This window comes from Bacillus sp. ISL-7, assembly GCF_018613065.1.
Genome location: NZ_JAGGQW010000047.1, coordinates 157259 through 173435 on the forward strand (window position 1 = coordinate 157259; position 16177 = coordinate 173435).

Consider the following 16177-nt stretch of genomic DNA (forward strand, 5'->3'; position numbering starts at 1 on the left):
AAAATATCATCAAAGAATAATGCTCGGAGAATTCGATTTCTTAAACTTACATTTTAAGGGGGCAGAAATGATGAAAAAACTTAGCGGAATTTTAATGATTAGTGTATTAGGGGCTGGATTAGTAATGGGGGGATGCAGCAATTCGGCTTCTCCAGGGGCAAGCAAGACTGCTTCTGGTTCTAATAAGTCTGCTTCAAATGAAGAGGTAAAGGTCTCTGTTGTTCTTAAAGCTTTAAATAGTGAATATTGGAAGCTGGTTCAGCGTGGTGCAATGGATGCGGGTAAAAAAGATGGAGTTACCGTAGATGTAATGGGACCTAGTTCTGAAACGGATGTACAAAAACAAGTTACTCTGATTCAAGATCAAATTACCAATAATGTGAATGCTTTGGTTGTCGCTCCTAGCCAACCGGCTACCGTACTTAATGTTCTTAAACAGGCCAATAGAAATAAGATTCCTGTCATTTTGGCAGATACAGATGCAAACTATTCTGAAAAAGTTAGTTTCGTAGGAACAGGAAATTTAGTGGCCGGTCAAGAAGGTGGTAAATACATGGCCAATAAACTTCATAAAGGAGATAAGGTAGCCATCATTCGTGGAGCTTTAGGTGATAAAACCCACGATGACCGGACTAATGGAGCAGAAAAAGCCCTGAAAGCCGCTGGTATTAAAGTCGTGACGATTCAACCTGCTGATAGTGACAGAGCGAAAGCGATGAATGTAATGCAAAATATTCTTCAATCAAATCCTAAAATTAAAGCAGTATTCGTAACAAGCGAGGATATGGCATTAGGTGCATTACGTGCTGTTCAATCGAAAAACAGCAAAGTAATGGTTGTTGGTTTCGATGGAACATCAGAAGGATTAAATTCGATCAAAGCAGGCGGGCTGGATGCTGAGGTAGCCCAGGATCCTTATAAGATTGGTTATATGGCGGTAGATGCAGCGGTTAAAGCAATTCATGGACAGTCAGTTGACAAACGAATTGATTCCGGTGCTAATATGATTACTAAAGAAAATGTGGATGAGTCACTTTCTAAGATTAAACAATATGTAGGTAATTAATGGATAATAGGATTTCCAAAATGTTTGTGAAAGTTTTAAGATAAGACGGGAAATTTGTTTTATAAAAGAGATTCCAACATAGCATTGCATCCCCTGGTAATCCTTTGTGGTAAAATAATACCAGTATAAGGATTTTTAAAGGGAGTTTGGAAGAAAATGAAGCCTACGATCTATGATGTAGCTGAAAAGGCAGGGGTCTCGATTGCGACCGTTTCCAAGGTAATTAACGATACAGGCCGTATCAGTGAAGAAACGAGAAATAAAGTTCTGAAAATAATGCGGGAGCTTGAATATCAGCCAAGCAGTGTTGCTGCGGCTTTAACAGGTAAGCAAACCTTTACAATCGGTGTTCTTGTTCCTGATATTTCAAATGCCTTTTTTGCCGAAGTTGCCCGAGCGTTGGAAAACAACGCTAGGGAAATGGGCTATTCCATTATTTTGTGCAGTACAGATTACCAGATTGAACGCGAACATGATTATTTAGAATTATTACAAAAAAAGCAGGTTGACGGGATTATTATTGCGACAGAGCCTGAAGATTGGAAGGCCTATAAAAGTCTTCAAAAGAGGGATATACCGCATTTAATGTTTTCTGTTGACAGCCTCCGTTTTTCATCACATATTGTAACAACAGATGATGTACGGGGAGGATATATGGCAGGAAGGTACCTCCTTGATATGGGGCATAGAGAAATTGCTATAATCGCAGAGCAAAACCGAGCCAGCGGCAGAATGCGTCTTGAAGGCTTTAAAAAATCCCTGGCTGATGAAGGGGTTGTCTTAAAGGATGAATGGACTTTGAATGCCATGTCTAAAATAGACGACGCAAAAGCTGCAGCAAGGAAGATATTGCAATTGGAGAATAGGCCGACAGCAGTGTTTGCTTCAACCGATTTAATTGCGGCAATTTTGATCAAGGAAGCACTAAAAGCACATATCCGCATACCAAATGATCTATCAATAGTTGGCTTTGATGATTCGATTTACGCGGAATTAACCGAACCCGGCTTAACGACGATTGCACAGCCAAAGCAGGAGTTGGCAAAATTTGCGATGGATCAGCTTTTAAAGCTAATAAAAGACCCAAGGATCCCGCAGCAGCGAATTATGCTTTCACCTAAGTTGGTCGAACGTAAATCTGTACGAAACTTAAAAAATCTTTAATGACGCCGATCGACTTTTCGGCGTGGGTATAGAGTAAGAGTAAGCGCTTAACCAACATTAATCGGAGGAATCACAATGACATCATTAACAGTAGGAATAATTGGAGCAGGCCGTATTGGAAAATTACATGTAGATAATTTAAGAAAGATACCACAAATTCGTATTAAAAGTGTTTCAGATGTTGTAATTGATCATCTAGAGGCATGGGGGAAGGAAAAACAAATTGAAGTACTGACAAACGATTACCATGAATTGCTCGAAGATCCGGACATCCAAGCAGTTTTCATTTGTTCACCAACCAATACTCACGCAACAATCATTAAAGAAGCAGCACTTGCTGGCAAAGACATCTTCTGTGAAAAGCCAGTAAGTTTTTCCGTAGAAGAAACAGAAGAAGCATTAGCTGTGGTTGAAAAAGCAGGAGTAAAGCTGCAAATTGGTTTTAACCGCCGCTATGATCCGAATTTCCGGAGAATTCAAACACTTGTAAAAGATGGTCAAATTGGTCAACCGCATATTTTACGAATTACTTCACGTGATCCGCAGCCGCCAGGTGTTGATTATGTGAAAGCTTCCGGCGGATTGTTTATGGATATGATGATCCACGATTTTGATATGGCACGCTATGTAATGGGCAGTGAAGTTATCGAGGTTTCTGCTGCCGGAGCAGTGCTTGTGGATCCGGCAATCGGTGAAGTTGGCGATATTGATACCGCTATCGTTACATTGAAATTTGACAATGGCGCACTGGGAGTAATTGATAACAGCCGTCAGGCAGTGTACGGATATGATCAGCGCCTTGAAGTTTTCGGTGAAAAAGGGGCAGCACAAGCTGAAAACAATCGTCCTACAACTGTTGAAGTATCAACAGCAGAGGCTGTTACGCTAGATAAGCCGCTTTACTTTTTCCTTGAGCGTTACAATCAGGCCTATATTGATGAAGTAGTAGAATTTACTCGATCTATTCTTGAAAAGAAAGAAGTTGCCTGCACAGGCTTTGATGGCTTACAAGCGCAAAGAATCGCGAAAGCAGCAAAAGAATCGCTTGAAAAGGGTGCCCCAGTTCAATTAAATCAGGCAGTTCCAGTAATTTAATAGAAATGTAGAAATGATACTACGAACCTCCTAATAGTAGAGAAGCCATCCGTTTGATCTGATGCAGTTAGGAGGTTTGTATTAAATTACAAGGGAATGAGACGAATAGGCCATTATTGCAAAACACAGGACAATGAATGATGGAGGATAAGACAATGTTTAACGCAAATCAAGTAAAATTGGCAATTGCCCCAATCGGCTGGACGAACGATGATATGCCAGAACTCGGCAGCGAAGTTACCTTCGAGCAATGCATAAGCGAAATGGCGCTTTCCGGTTTTTCGGGAAGTGAAGTGGGAAACAAGTATCCGCGAGACACAGAGGTTTTAAATAAGGCACTTTCTTTAAGAGGATTAGAGATTGCAAGTGCTTGGTTTAGTTCCTTTTTAACATCAAAGCCATTTGAAGTAACCGCAAAAGCTTTTATAGTACACCGTGATTTTCTTCATGAAATGGGTGCAAAAGTAATTGTGGTCTCAGAACAAGGCAACAGCATCCAGGGCCAAATGGAAACACCGCTATTTGCAAATAAACCTGTAAATACTGAAGAAGAATGGAAGCTCCTATCGGAAGGGCTGACTCGCCTTGGCGACCTGGCGGCCGAAAAAGGCATGAAAATCGTCTACCACCACCACATGGGGACAGGTGTGCAAAGCACAATAGAAATTGACCGCTTAATGGAAGGGACCGACCCTGAAAAAGTATCCCTACTTTACGATACAGGCCATCTTGTATTCTCTGGCGAAGATCACCTGGCAGTGTTAAAAAAATACGTTGATCGAATCCATCACGTTCACTTAAAGGATGTCCGTATGGAAATTTTGGAAAGAGTACATAGTGAAAAAATGAGCTTTTTGCAGGCTGTAAAAGCAGGGGTTTTCACCGTACCAGGAGACGGCGTCATTGATTTCAAACCAGTATTTGAGGTACTAAGCGAAGCAGACTATAAAGGATGGTTTGTAGTCGAGGCCGAACAAGATCCGGCAATTGCCAATCCATTTGAGTATGCAGTGAAAGCAAGAAAGTACATCAGGGAAACAGCCGGGTTGTAAATTGTACAGAAATGAGTTTGTTTGTCCAACAATCTGTTGAAAAAAGTAACGCTGGCGTCTAGAATGTATTTGAACCATTAAATAAGTGTACAAGACAAAACGAAATAATGAAGAGATGAATAGACTATAAAAATTTAATAACTAAGATAAGTTGGATAGTCCTAGAGGCTATCCAGTTTTAATTAAATATCATGTAAAGCGTTTACGTCACTTTGAGAAGAGGTGCTTATGTTGGATTTAAATAAATATCTATCTGGGAAAACTTCTTTGAATGATTATGTTCATCGTTTAAACCAAAATGGCGCCTCTTTTCAAATTCATTATTGGGGAGTCATGCCGAAACATTATGACAATCAATTACATAAACATTCTTTTTTCGAAGTGTGTTATGTAGTTGAGGGGGAAGGGACTTACATAGACGACCAAAATACCTTTACTCTTCAAGAGAATACACTTTTTTTATCGAGACCTGAAATTTTACATCAAATAAAAAGTGAGAAGGGTTTGTCTTTATTATATGTTGCTTTTGATCTAATTGAATCAGAATCGAGTGAATACTGGATCAGAATCATGGAGACTGCCAAACAATGCACCGAAGTCATTTTACATGATAAAGATGATATGGAAACAGCATTATTATGGAAATCACTGCTTATCCAGGCAACAAAGCGCCAAAATGAGTTTTTTGAAGAAATGCTTTCAAATATTGCTTATTCTCTTATTCTCTCCATATTGCAGGATTTTGTTCCTGCTTTGAATAAGAGTAATCATAAACATGATCCTGAGCAGCATTCCGTACTCCTTACGCAGGCGCAATTATATATTAATGACAATTTATCAAATTCCTTGAAGCTTACTGAAGTAGCTAAACATTTACATATATCCGGAAGACATTTGTCTCGTATTTTTGTATCTGAATTAGGAGTAAGTTTTTCAAAGTACGTTCAAGACGAACGAATAAAAAAAGCCATGATTTTACTCAAAAAATCAAATTTGTCGTTAAAAGAAATTGCTGAGGAAACGGGTTTTATGAATGTTCAATATTTTACCCGTGTTTTTACTTCCATGATGCAAATATCACCAGGAAAGTTTCGCTCTCTGTTTGTAGACCAAAATACAACTACATATTCGTATAGCTGACACCTCCATTATTATATTGGGGGTGTTTTTTTACGATTAAAATTTAATCATTTAAAGGAAGATGTCCTTAAAGTATAAAAACTTGTCTCTATAATTTAATTACTATTCTGAATTCTTTTTATATAATTAGCTATGTAAACAAGGTCATGACAAGATAATAGAAGGTGATTCATTGGAAAATACAGACATGGAAAAATGAAAGCGAATTCTCCAAAAACAAGTAGATTTGTAAGATGTCCTTAAATGTAAAAACCAAACACTTTTATGCAATAAGGGATTCATAAATACACAGCGATCAAAACAAGGAGGAAAGAATTCTATGAAATTATCATATGTAACAGATAGCTTAGGCCACTTGCCGTTTGAAAAAATGTTGGATACGGTGGCTGAAATGGGTATTGATACAATTGAGATGACAACAGGAGGATGGTCACCGGCTCCACATTTACGTTTAAATGAATTGTTGGAAAGTGAAGCAAAAAGAAGTGAATTTTTAGGTGAATTAGAGAAGCGGAATATTAAACTTTGCGCACTGAATTGTTCCGGGAATCCTTTAGATCCAGGTGAACTTGGTAAAGAGCATAGAGAAATAACAGAAAAAACAATGGAATTAGCCGATTTACTTGGTGTTAAGAAGGTCATTATGATGAGTGGTCTGCCAGCAGGAAGCCCTGAGGATAAAATCCCCAACTGGATTACATATACAGTAAGCTGGCCCCCAGTATTAAAAGATATTTTAGATTATCAATGGAATGAAGTAGCAATTCCCTATTGGAAAGAGTTAGTGAAAAAGGCTGAATCATGCGGTGTCGAAAAAATCGCCCTTGAAAATTTCAGTTCCATGTTAGTTTATAATCCGGAAACATTATTTAGATTACGGAATGCAGTTGGACCAATGGTTGGTTTGAATTTAGACCCAAGCCATTTAATCTGGATGGGTGCAGATCCAATTTTGTCAGCCAGAGAACTGGGAGCAGCGATTCACCATGTTCATGGTAAAGATGTAAGAATTGAAAGACATTTATCAGCTGTTAATGGTGTATTGGAAACAAAAGAGGTTACTGATACAGCAAATAGAGCCTGGAATTATGTAGCTGTCGGCTGTGGTCAAGATTTGCAATGGTGGAAAGAATTCTTCTCTGTTGTTCGCATGATGGGATATAACGAAGAAGTTTCACTAGAAATGGAAGATCTGACCATGTCTGTTGAGGCAGGAATCAGAACGTCGATAGATGCGTTAAAACAAACACTTAGCTTTTAATTTTACAGAAATTTCTGAAAAAATAACAAAAATTATTTAATTGAGAGGAGTTTTACAATGTTAAATGGAGAGAAAAAAATCGCAAGACCACTACGTTGGGCTATGGTTGGAGGAGGAAGAACTGGTCAGGTTGGTTATAAACACCGTATTGGTGCACTTAGAGATAATACCGCTTTTCAATTAGTAGCAGGTGCATTTGATATTGATGCCGAAAGAGGAAAGGACTTTGGTGTAAATATTGGGGTAGATAAAAACCGTTGTTACTCTGATTATAAAACGATGTTTGCAGAAGAAGCGGAAAGGGAGAATGGTATTGAGGTTGTTTCCATTGCCACTCCTAACGGGACTCATTATGAAATTTGTAAGGCGGCATTAGAAGCTGGAATGCATGTCATTTGTGAAAAACCATTGTTTTTTACCGTTGCAGAGGGTGAGGAAATTAAAGCTTTAGCAGAGAAACAAGGAAAAATTATCGGAGTCACTTATGGTTTTTCTGGGAATCAGTTGCTGCTTCAAATGCGAGCAATGATTGAACAAGGTAAGATCGGTGATATTCGTGTGGTTGATTTACAGTACACACATGGCTTTAGTGCAACCGAACAAGGGGATAAAACAAATGCTGCCCAAAAATGGCGTGTGGATCCTAAGGTTGCCGGGCCAAGCTTTGTTTTAGGAGATCTCTCAACTCACACTTATTATATGTCCGAGTTGATTATGCCGCATATGAAAATTAAAAAATTATTATGTGATAGGCAGAGCTTTGTTGGAAGCCGTTACCCTCTAGAGGATAATGCTTTTGTTCTTATGCAATATGAAAACGGAGCAGTAGGAAGACTATGGACATCTTCTATCAATGCAGGATGTATGGACGGCCATAGAATTCGCATTGTCGGATCTAAAGCCAGCCTAGAATGGTGGGATAGCAAACCAAATGAACTGAAGTTTGAAGTTCAAGGAGAACCTATTCAAACCTTAATTCGTGCAATGCCTTACTTGGATGAAACATGTAATGCTGATGAGCGTTTGGGAGCATTGCATCAAGAAGGGTTAACCGAATCTTGGGCAAATATTTATCTGAAATTTGCGATTGCCATTGATGCAAAAAATCGCGGTGATGAGGAAACATTGAAAAATCTGGTATACCCGGATATTAATGCTGGTATTGAAGGGATACGCTGGATTGAAAACTGCGTTCGCTCCGCAGACAATGGATCCGTTTGGGTAGAATATAAGAGCAAAAAACCACAGCTAGTGTAAAAAAAGAAATTATAAAGGCCGGGGGGCAATTACCATAGATTGTTCCTCGGTTAGATTAAAGATTCTTTTACCTCATGAGCAAAATGAAAGCGTTTTAAATCAATCTATTAGCAAGGATCTTTATGGGAGTCTATGATTTCACTCTGACTTAATCAAGGAATTTGGCAGAAGAAATTGGTTATAAACAATTAGACAAAGGGGAAATGTACCTTGCAAAATCTCAACGTTTCAGAGAATCCAGTTCAACTGGAACATGTCCAGAAAAAGAACCCAAAAAAGTTTTTGAAATTAATTACGACTGTATCAACATTTGGGGGGCTATTATTTGGATATGATACAGGAGTAATTAATGGAGCACTTCCATTTATGGCTAAACCTGACCAATTAAATCTTAATGCTTTTACAGAAGGGTTAGTAGCGAGTTCATTAATTTTAGGTGCTGCCATGGGTTCATTAGTGGGAGGCCGGTTATCTGATAAAAAAGGGCGTAGAAGTCTCATCATGTATCTTGCCATTTTATTTTTATTTTCAACATTAGGCTGCGTTATCGCACCAAATGCATCCATCATGATTATTTTCCGCTTTTTGCTGGGGCTTGCTGTTGGGGGTTCTTCAGTGATCATACCATCCTATCTAGCGGAAATGTCTCCATCGGACCGACGGGGCATGATGGTTACTCGAAATGAATTGATGATTGTAACTGGGCAATTTCTAGCTTATATATGCAATGCAGTTATCGGAAATTCCTTTGGAGATACAGGACATGTTTGGCGTTACATGTTAGTGGTTGCCACATTACCGGCTGTGGCTCTATGGATTGGCGTGGTTATTTTACCAGAGAGTCCTAGGTGGCTAGCATCCAAAGGAAGAATGGCTGATGCACTAAAAGTGCTTCAAATGATTCGGAATGAGGGAATAGCCCAACAAGAATTAAACGAAATAAAAGCACAGTTCCAAGCAGAGCAAAAAATAGACAAAGTGACGCTAAAGGATTTAAAGGTACCTTGGATCAAACGTATTATCTTACTAGGGGCTATAATTGGGGGAGTATCCCAATTAGTTGGTATAAATTCGATCATGTATTATGGAACACAAATTCTAGAAAATGCTGGTTTTGGAACAAAAACAGCTTTGATTGCAAATGTGGCAAATGGATTAATCGCCGTTGTTGCTGTTATAGTCGGTATGTCCCTCATGCATAAAGTTAATAGACGGACCATGCTGCTTACAGGTTTAACGGGTGTAACAGTTGTTCTTATTTCAATCGGGATTTCTACTTTCGCGCTTGCAGGAACACCTGCCCTGCCATTGGTCGTTTTATCTTTGACAGTCCTATATTTAGCCTTTTTCCAAGGAGCAATTGGTCCTCTAGGCTGGCTCATTATTGCGGAAATTTTCCCTGCTCGTTTACGTGGTGTGGGTATGGGAATTGCTACATTGTTCTTATGGCTTTGTAATTTTATCGTAGGTCTATTTTTCCCTACACTTTTGAAGGTTGTCGGACTTTCAGGAACATTTTTCTTATTTGCTGTGTTTGGATTCATTGGGGTAGTGTTTGTAGCGAAAAACTTGCCAGAGACAAGAGGGCTATCGTTAGAACAAATAGAGGATAACTTTAAAATGAGAGCATAGAAATATATAATAATTAATCGCGGAGATGGTCTAAAGGACTACTCCGCGATTTTTTTTATAGGTCTTGTTAAATCAGATTATTAATAAATTACCTTACTTTTTTTTGCTTAAAGCACACATACTTTCATAAAAAATGATTCGTGCTTCTCCATATTGATCCATTGAATTTTTAAAAGATGGCATTGTATGTTTAATGAATTCAATTATTCTTTTCATCATGATTTCCCCCTGGGAAGTAGTTTAGAGTTTAATTTAATATTGTACCTCGTGAGTCCCTTTAGCAATCATGATGAAAACGAAAACATGTATTAAAAAAACGTTAACATTCATAATGAAAGCGTGTAAATATGAATTATTCTCAATATTTCTCTTTTTTTACATGTTCAATAATTAACGCTCGTACATGGTGTTCAGAGAATACTAACCGTGCTATTGTATAAAATGTTCGAATAGTTCCCAAAAAATAGACCATTACCTTTTGAGTTAGTTTAAAATATACTATATTTAATAATGTTAATTAGTATTTACTATTAGTGAGAGGTGAAAAGATGAATTTCTATATTCCAAAGGTAGAACCGGGCATCAAGTCAAAAAAGGGATTATATTTCTATGAACCTTCCGCTTTAACGAAAGAATTATATAATTATGTCCTATGGGGCGGAGAATATATAGTAGATGTCCCTTACAGCATTAAGCGTGATTACATGAATTCCTTTATCATTTTTTATATAGAAAAAGGTTCGATGCATTTCCACTATCTAGGTCAATCATTTGTAGCCTCAAAGGATGAAATTGTTCTTTTAGATTGTAAAGAAAAGAATAACTATTATGTGCCTGAAGAAACGACCTTCCAATTTATTCATTTTACAGGAAACCACATACAGGATATCTATAATGAGTTATATAAAAGAAAGGGATGTGTTTTTAAACTGCCTTCAGAAAAAAATAATATCCCGAATATTTTATCCCTTATAGCGTCAAACAGGGAAATAGACTTTAAGATATCTTTAGAAATTTATGAACTGCTTGGTAATTTAGTAGAAAGTACCCGTAATACGTTTGAAAACAGAGATACAAACGTTGCAAAAGCAGTACCAACCGAAATTCAAGCTGTACTGACTTATATAAGTGAGAATTACTCATCTAAAATTTCCGTCGATCAGTTGAGTGAAATATCCAATTTAAGTACATATCATTTTTGTCGAACGTTTAAAAAGTATATAGGAACCAGTCCTCACCAATATGTACTAAATTACAGATTGATCCAAGCTAAGAATCAATTAGTGGAAACCAATCTTTCAATCGAGCAAATAAGCATGGACTGCGGTTTTAATAGTATTGGCCATTTTATTAAAGTGTTCTCCCAATCTACTGAAGGCATAACTCCTGGAAAGTTTCGAAAACTTTGTTTTTAATTACATATTTTTAAAAGATACCCTTTTGTTTGGGTATCTTTTTGTTAAATTTTGATGATCTTTTAGTTATTTAATAAGATTTTAGCAAGAAATGATAATTTGATAGCAATTTTATATAATACATCGCTTCCTCTTAATCTATAAAATAGGAACTAATCAATACCTCTTGGTTACCTGATGACTGAACACTCTTGTCTGCAGACGATCATTGGAGTGAAATCCACTAATGTAAGGGAGGAAATATTTTTTCTGGTTTTTACGCTATTCATAAAACAACCGGTTAAACAGTCCTACTTTTTATAAGGAAGAAGGTTATACAATGGGAAATAATAAATTTTCATGGGGGATTGCTCCAATTGGATGGCGCAATGATGACATCCCTGAAATTGGGGCAGAGAATACATTGTCCCACTTACTAAGTGATATTGTAGTAGCAGGCTTTGAGGGAACAGAAGTTGGCGGCTTTTTTCCAGAACCTAAAGTATTGAACAAAGAGCTTCAACTTCGAAAATTAAAAATTGCAGGACAATGGTTTAGCAGTTTTATTATTCGAGACGGTGTGGAAGAAGCCTCTAAAACTTTCCATAAACATTGTGAGTATTTGAAAGCGGTTAATGCAGCTGTTGCTGTCGTATCAGAACAAACCTATAGTATTCAAGGTACAGATAAAAATGTTTTCAAAGAAAAACCATATTTCACAGATAAAGAATGGGATCAGTTATGCCGGGGACTAAATGAATTAGGAAAAATTGCTGAAGAATATGATTTGAAGCTAGTTTTTCACCATCATATGGGGACGGGCGTACAAACATTAGCGGAGATTGACCGTCTAATGGAAAACACTGATTCTAATCACGTTCATTTGCTCTATGATACCGGCCATATCTATGTATCAGATACTGATTATATGACTCTATTAAATAAACATATCAATCGCATCCATCACGTTCATTTTAAAGATGTCCGTCAAGTAGTAAAAGAACAATGTGAAAAAGAAGGAAAGTCCTTCTTACAATCCTTTTTGGCAGGAATGTTTACCGTTCCTGGGGACGGCTGCATTGATTTTACAGAAGTATACAAGAAGCTTCTCCGAACGAATTATTCAGGCTGGATTGTCATTGAAGCAGAACAAGACCCCTCAGTTGCACATCCGTTGGAGTATGCCTTGAAAGCCCGTAACTATATTAATGAAGAATTAATTCCGTTAGAAAATGGTTCATTGATTAAAGCTTAATAAAAAAACGAACCCTGGGGAGGGAGAATATGAGTAATCAGGCGATAGAAAAACCACGTGATTACGAAAAAGCTTTAAAAAAGATTACGGTTATATCCACATTTGGGGGACTTCTTTTTGGATATGACACTGGTGTGATTAACGGAGCATTACCTTTTATGGCAGAACCTGACCAGTTAAACCTGACACCGGCAACGGAAGGTCTCGTTACAAGCTCATTACTTTTTGGAGCTGCGCTTGGATCCGTATTTGGAGGGCGTTTATCGGACCGTTTTGGCCGCCGTAAAATGATTTTAAATCTCGCTTTACTATTCTTTATTGCAGCAATTGGATGTACGCTTTCACCGTCTGCTGGTGTTATGATTGTCTTCCGATTCTTGCTGGGTTTAGCCGTAGGTGCTGCATCTGTTATGGTGCCATCCTTTTTAGCGGAAATGTCTCCGGCCGAGAAACGGGGAAGGATGGTGACTCAGAACGAATTAATGATTGTTTCCGGTCAATTGTTAGCGTTTGTATTTAATGCCATCCTTGGAAATACGCTTGGTGAAGGAGCTTCACATGTTTGGCGTTACATGTTAGTGATTGCGTCACTTCCGGCTGTGGTCTTATGGTTTGGAATGTTAGCGGTTCCAGAGAGCCCGCGCTGGCTCGCTTCAAAAGGAAAACTGGGGGATGCACTAAGAGTCCTTAAAGAAATACGGGAAGCAAACCGTGCCGAATCGGAACTTGATGAGATTAAAAATAATATTTCTCAAGAGTCAGGGGTTCAGCATGCAACATTTGGGGATTTAAATGTACCGTGGGTCCGCCGGATTATCGGGATTGGAATTGGTATTGCGATTGTGCAACAAATAACAGGTGTTAATTCCATTATGTATTATGGTACTCAAATTCTTCAAAAATCAGGTTTTTCAACCAATGCAGCTCTAATCGGTAATATTGCTAATGGTGTCATCTCAGTATTAGCAACTTTTGTCGGTATCTGGCTTTTAGGAAAAATCGGTCGACGTCCGATGCTTATTGCTGGATTGACGGGGACAACGGCAGCTCTTGCCTTAATTGGGGTATTCTCGTTAGTACTTAAAGGGTCACCAGCACTTCCGTTTGTCGTTCTTAGCTTGACTGTTACCTTCCTTGCATTCCAACAGGGAGCTATTTCCCCGGTAACCTGGCTAATGTTATCGGAAATCTTCCCGTTAAAATTACGCGGACTTGGAATGGGTGTTACGGTATTCTGCTTATGGATTACAAACTTCCTTGTTGGTCTATTTTTTCCAATATTACTAAGTGCGGTAGGCTTATCGATAACCTTCTTTATTTTCGCTGTGTGTGGAATTGCCGCCATTATATTTGTGAATAAAATCTTGCCAGAGACAAGAGGAAAGTCACTTGAGCAGTTAGAAAGTTATTTCCGTAACTATGGACAAGAAAGTCACAAACAAGCTTCCAATCAATAATCTTATAAAACAATGATTGAATTGTGAATTAACTAAAAAATGAAAGCGTTGTCTAGGTGTACCACATTAAATTCATAAACATAAAGGAGAGTATCAACATGACTTTAAGATTTGGAGTAGTAGGAACAGGTGCAATTGGAAGAGAACATATTGATCGAATTACCAATAAATTATCCGGTGGAAAAATTGTAGCCGTTACAGATGTTAATCAAGAATCTGCAAAACAAACGGTTGAAACCTACCAATTAAATGCAGTTATTTATCCAGACGATAAAGCATTAATTGCTGATGAGAATGTGGATGTTGTCCTTGTAACTAGCTGGGGTCCTGCACATGAAGCAACGGTTGTCGCTGCAGTTGAAGCTGGTAAATATGTTTTTTGTGAAAAACCATTAGCAACCACGGCTGCCGGCTGTATGAGAATTGTCGAAGCAGAAATGAAGCAGGGCAAGAAATTAGTTCAGGTCGGTTTCATGCGTCGTTATGATAGCGGATACGTTCAATTAAAACAAGTGATTGCCAACAAGGAAATTGGTGCGCCATTAATGATTCGTGCTGCACACCGTAATCCAATAGTTGGTGAAAACTATACAACTGATATGGCTGTAACAGATACCTTAATCCACGAAATCGATGCGCTGCACTGGCTAGTAAATGATGACTATAAATCTGTTCAAGTTGTTTTTCCAAGGAAAACAAAATATTCACATGATAAACTGCAGGATCCACAATTATTTACGATTGAAACGAACAGTGGAATTGTCATGAGTGTGGAAGTATTTGTGAATTGCAAATATGGCTATGACATTCAATGTGAGGTGATTGGTGAAGATGGAATTGTAAAATTACCTGAATTCTCCAGTGTTGTCATGAGAAAAGATGAAAAATTAAGCACAAGCATTTTAAATGATTGGAAATACCGCTTTATGGATGCTTACAATGTTGAAATTCAGGACTTTATTGATTCTATTACAAAAAAAGGCGAGCCACAAGGACCAACAGCATGGGATGGCTATATTGCGGCAGTAACATCTGATGCATGTGTAAAAGCCCAGCAAACAGGTGAAAAAGAAGCCATTACCCTTAAAGAAAAACCGACATTTTATAGTGAAAAGCAGCTTCAAAAAGCGTAATTTTTTTAACGAAAATGATAAGTAGATCACTTGATTCTAAATTAACTATATCGCTATGGAGATGATACCGATGAAATTATGTTTTAACCAAGCTACTACACTCGAAAATTCTAATCTTGCCAAGGATTTGGAATACTGTGAAAAACATGGCTATGATTCTATCGAAATCCGTACCATGGACAAGTTACCAGAATATCTAAAAGATCATTCTATTGAAGATCTTGTAGAATATTTTCAAACTCATCATATCAAGCCGCTTGCATTTAATGCTCTAGTATTTTTCAATAATCGTGATGTAGCAGGCTATAGGGCCATCATTGATGAATTCAAAAAAATGATGAAAATAGGCAAAAAAATTGGTGTTCAGTATGTGGTAGCAGTGCCATTGGTTACTGAACAAAAAATTCTGAAACAGGATATTAAAAACAGTTGTGTAGAAGTCCTTAAAGAGCTGTCTGATATTGCTCAGCCTTATGGCATTAAAATAGCCGTAGAATTTGTTGGACATCCGCAATGTACGGTCAATACTTTTGGGCAGGCTTACGACATTGTTGAAACAGTTAATCGTGAGAATGTCGGATTAGTTCTTGATTGTTTCCACTTCCATGCAATGGGATCAAAAATGGAAGACCTGAAGAACGCAGACGGCTCGAAAATCTTTATCTTACACATGGATGATACAGAAGATTTCCCAATTGGATTCTTAACAGATGAGGATCGAGTATGGCCTGGATTAGGTGCAATTGATTTAGATGGCATTTTATCAACATTGAAGGAAATTGGTTTTTCAGATGTTGCGTCTGTAGAATTATTTCGTCCGGAATATTATCAATTAGACGCAGAGGAAGCCATTAAGGTTGCTAAAGAAACAACAGTAAAAGTAGCTTCAAAGTATTTTGAATTTGATACCATTGCAGTTGGATAACTGAACAAGCAAAAGTTTTAAATTGTAGATTGTAGTAGCTCGACACGTAAAAGTGTGTACTGCACCCCATACCATATATATTAATAAATGAGGTCAGTGTTATAGGTATATATTGGTAATGATATAACTATATATTTATATAGTGATGGATTAGAAAACAGCCCTTTTCATTCTGTGAACTATAACCCGAATATTGGACACTAATTAAAAAGTGCCCCTTATTCGGGTTTTTCTATGTCCTCACACAGAAAACCCGTTTATAATAAAAGAATTATTGTGGACGGAGGATTTACATGAGTAAGAATTTATTTACGGAATATCAGATGAAAGAATTGGAGAAGAACCC

At 37.8% G+C, this 16177-nt stretch carries 14 protein-coding genes; 13 read left to right on the forward strand and 1 reads right to left on the reverse strand.

The genetic code is table 11. The features are described from left to right. Positions 1–67: 67 nt before the first annotated feature. The 8 genes from J7E66_RS19795 to J7E66_RS19830 all read left to right on the forward strand — a co-directional run bounded on the left by J7E66_RS19795 (position 68) and on the right by J7E66_RS19830 (position 9667). Complete coding sequence (locus tag J7E66_RS19795) at positions 68–1066, forward strand: sugar ABC transporter substrate-binding protein (protein ID WP_215002981.1); 999 nt, start codon at positions 68–70, stop codon at positions 1064–1066. A gap of 156 nt (positions 1067–1222) precedes the next feature. Further along, positions 1223–2230, forward strand: coding sequence for a LacI family DNA-binding transcriptional regulator (locus J7E66_RS19800; protein WP_215002983.1), 1008 nt, complete (start codon positions 1223–1225; stop codon positions 2228–2230). A 75-nt stretch (positions 2231–2305) separates the two neighbouring features. After that, entirely contained in the window at positions 2306–3325 is a 1020-nt protein-coding gene (gene iolG, locus J7E66_RS19805) for an inositol 2-dehydrogenase (protein WP_215002985.1), read from the forward strand. Between the two features lie 155 nt (positions 3326–3480). Beyond that, positions 3481–4377 carry a myo-inosose-2 dehydratase gene (iolE, locus tag J7E66_RS19810; protein ID WP_215002987.1) on the forward strand — a complete coding sequence of 299 codons (897 nt, stop codon included), beginning with the start codon at positions 3481–3483 and terminating at the stop codon, positions 4375–4377. A gap of 231 nt (positions 4378–4608) precedes the next feature. Beyond that, complete coding sequence (locus tag J7E66_RS19815; protein ID WP_215002989.1) at positions 4609–5517, forward strand: AraC family transcriptional regulator; 909 nt, start codon at positions 4609–4611, stop codon at positions 5515–5517. Between the two features lie 319 nt (positions 5518–5836). Then, positions 5837–6778 (forward strand): sugar phosphate isomerase/epimerase family protein, encoded by a 942-nt coding sequence (locus J7E66_RS19820; protein WP_215002990.1) that lies wholly within the window; start codon positions 5837–5839, stop codon positions 6776–6778. A 57-nt stretch (positions 6779–6835) separates the two neighbouring features. After that, complete coding sequence (locus J7E66_RS19825) at positions 6836–8035, forward strand: Gfo/Idh/MocA family protein (RefSeq protein ID WP_215002993.1); 1200 nt, start codon at positions 6836–6838, stop codon at positions 8033–8035. A gap of 246 nt (positions 8036–8281) precedes the next feature. Next, the gene (locus J7E66_RS19830) at positions 8282–9667 is read left to right on the forward strand and encodes a sugar porter family MFS transporter (RefSeq protein WP_251033024.1); all 1386 of its coding nucleotides are present in this window, start codon (positions 8282–8284) and stop codon (positions 9665–9667) included. Positions 9668–9760: 93 nt separating this feature from the next. Here the strand turns inward: J7E66_RS19830 and J7E66_RS32335 are convergent, their stop codons facing one another. Continuing rightward, a complete protein-coding gene (locus J7E66_RS32335; protein WP_285289235.1) occupies positions 9761–9883 on the reverse strand; it encodes a hypothetical protein in 123 nt (40 codons plus the stop codon). 332 nt (positions 9884–10215) lie between these two features. Between J7E66_RS32335 and J7E66_RS19835 the strand changes: the two genes are divergently transcribed. The 5 genes from J7E66_RS19835 to iolI all read left to right on the forward strand — a co-directional run bounded on the left by J7E66_RS19835 (position 10216) and on the right by iolI (position 15831). After that, entirely contained in the window at positions 10216–11082 is an 867-nt protein-coding gene (locus J7E66_RS19835) for a helix-turn-helix domain-containing protein (RefSeq protein WP_215002997.1), read from the forward strand. A 319-nt stretch (positions 11083–11401) separates the two neighbouring features. Then, positions 11402–12316: a myo-inosose-2 dehydratase gene (gene iolE, locus J7E66_RS19840; RefSeq protein ID WP_215002999.1), complete on the forward strand. Its 915-nt coding sequence runs from the start codon at positions 11402–11404 to the stop codon at positions 12314–12316. 29 nt (positions 12317–12345) lie between these two features. Continuing rightward, positions 12346–13773: a sugar porter family MFS transporter gene (locus J7E66_RS19845; RefSeq protein ID WP_215003000.1), complete on the forward strand. Its 1428-nt coding sequence runs from the start codon at positions 12346–12348 to the stop codon at positions 13771–13773. Between the two features lie 98 nt (positions 13774–13871). Further along, positions 13872–14906: a bifunctional inositol 2-dehydrogenase/D-chiro-inositol 1-dehydrogenase gene (gene iolG, locus J7E66_RS19850; protein WP_215003002.1), complete on the forward strand. Its 1035-nt coding sequence runs from the start codon at positions 13872–13874 to the stop codon at positions 14904–14906. Between the two features lie 70 nt (positions 14907–14976). Continuing rightward, entirely contained in the window at positions 14977–15831 is an 855-nt protein-coding gene (gene iolI, locus J7E66_RS19855; protein ID WP_215003004.1) for a 2-keto-myo-inositol isomerase, read from the forward strand. Positions 15832–16177 lie beyond the last annotated feature (346 nt).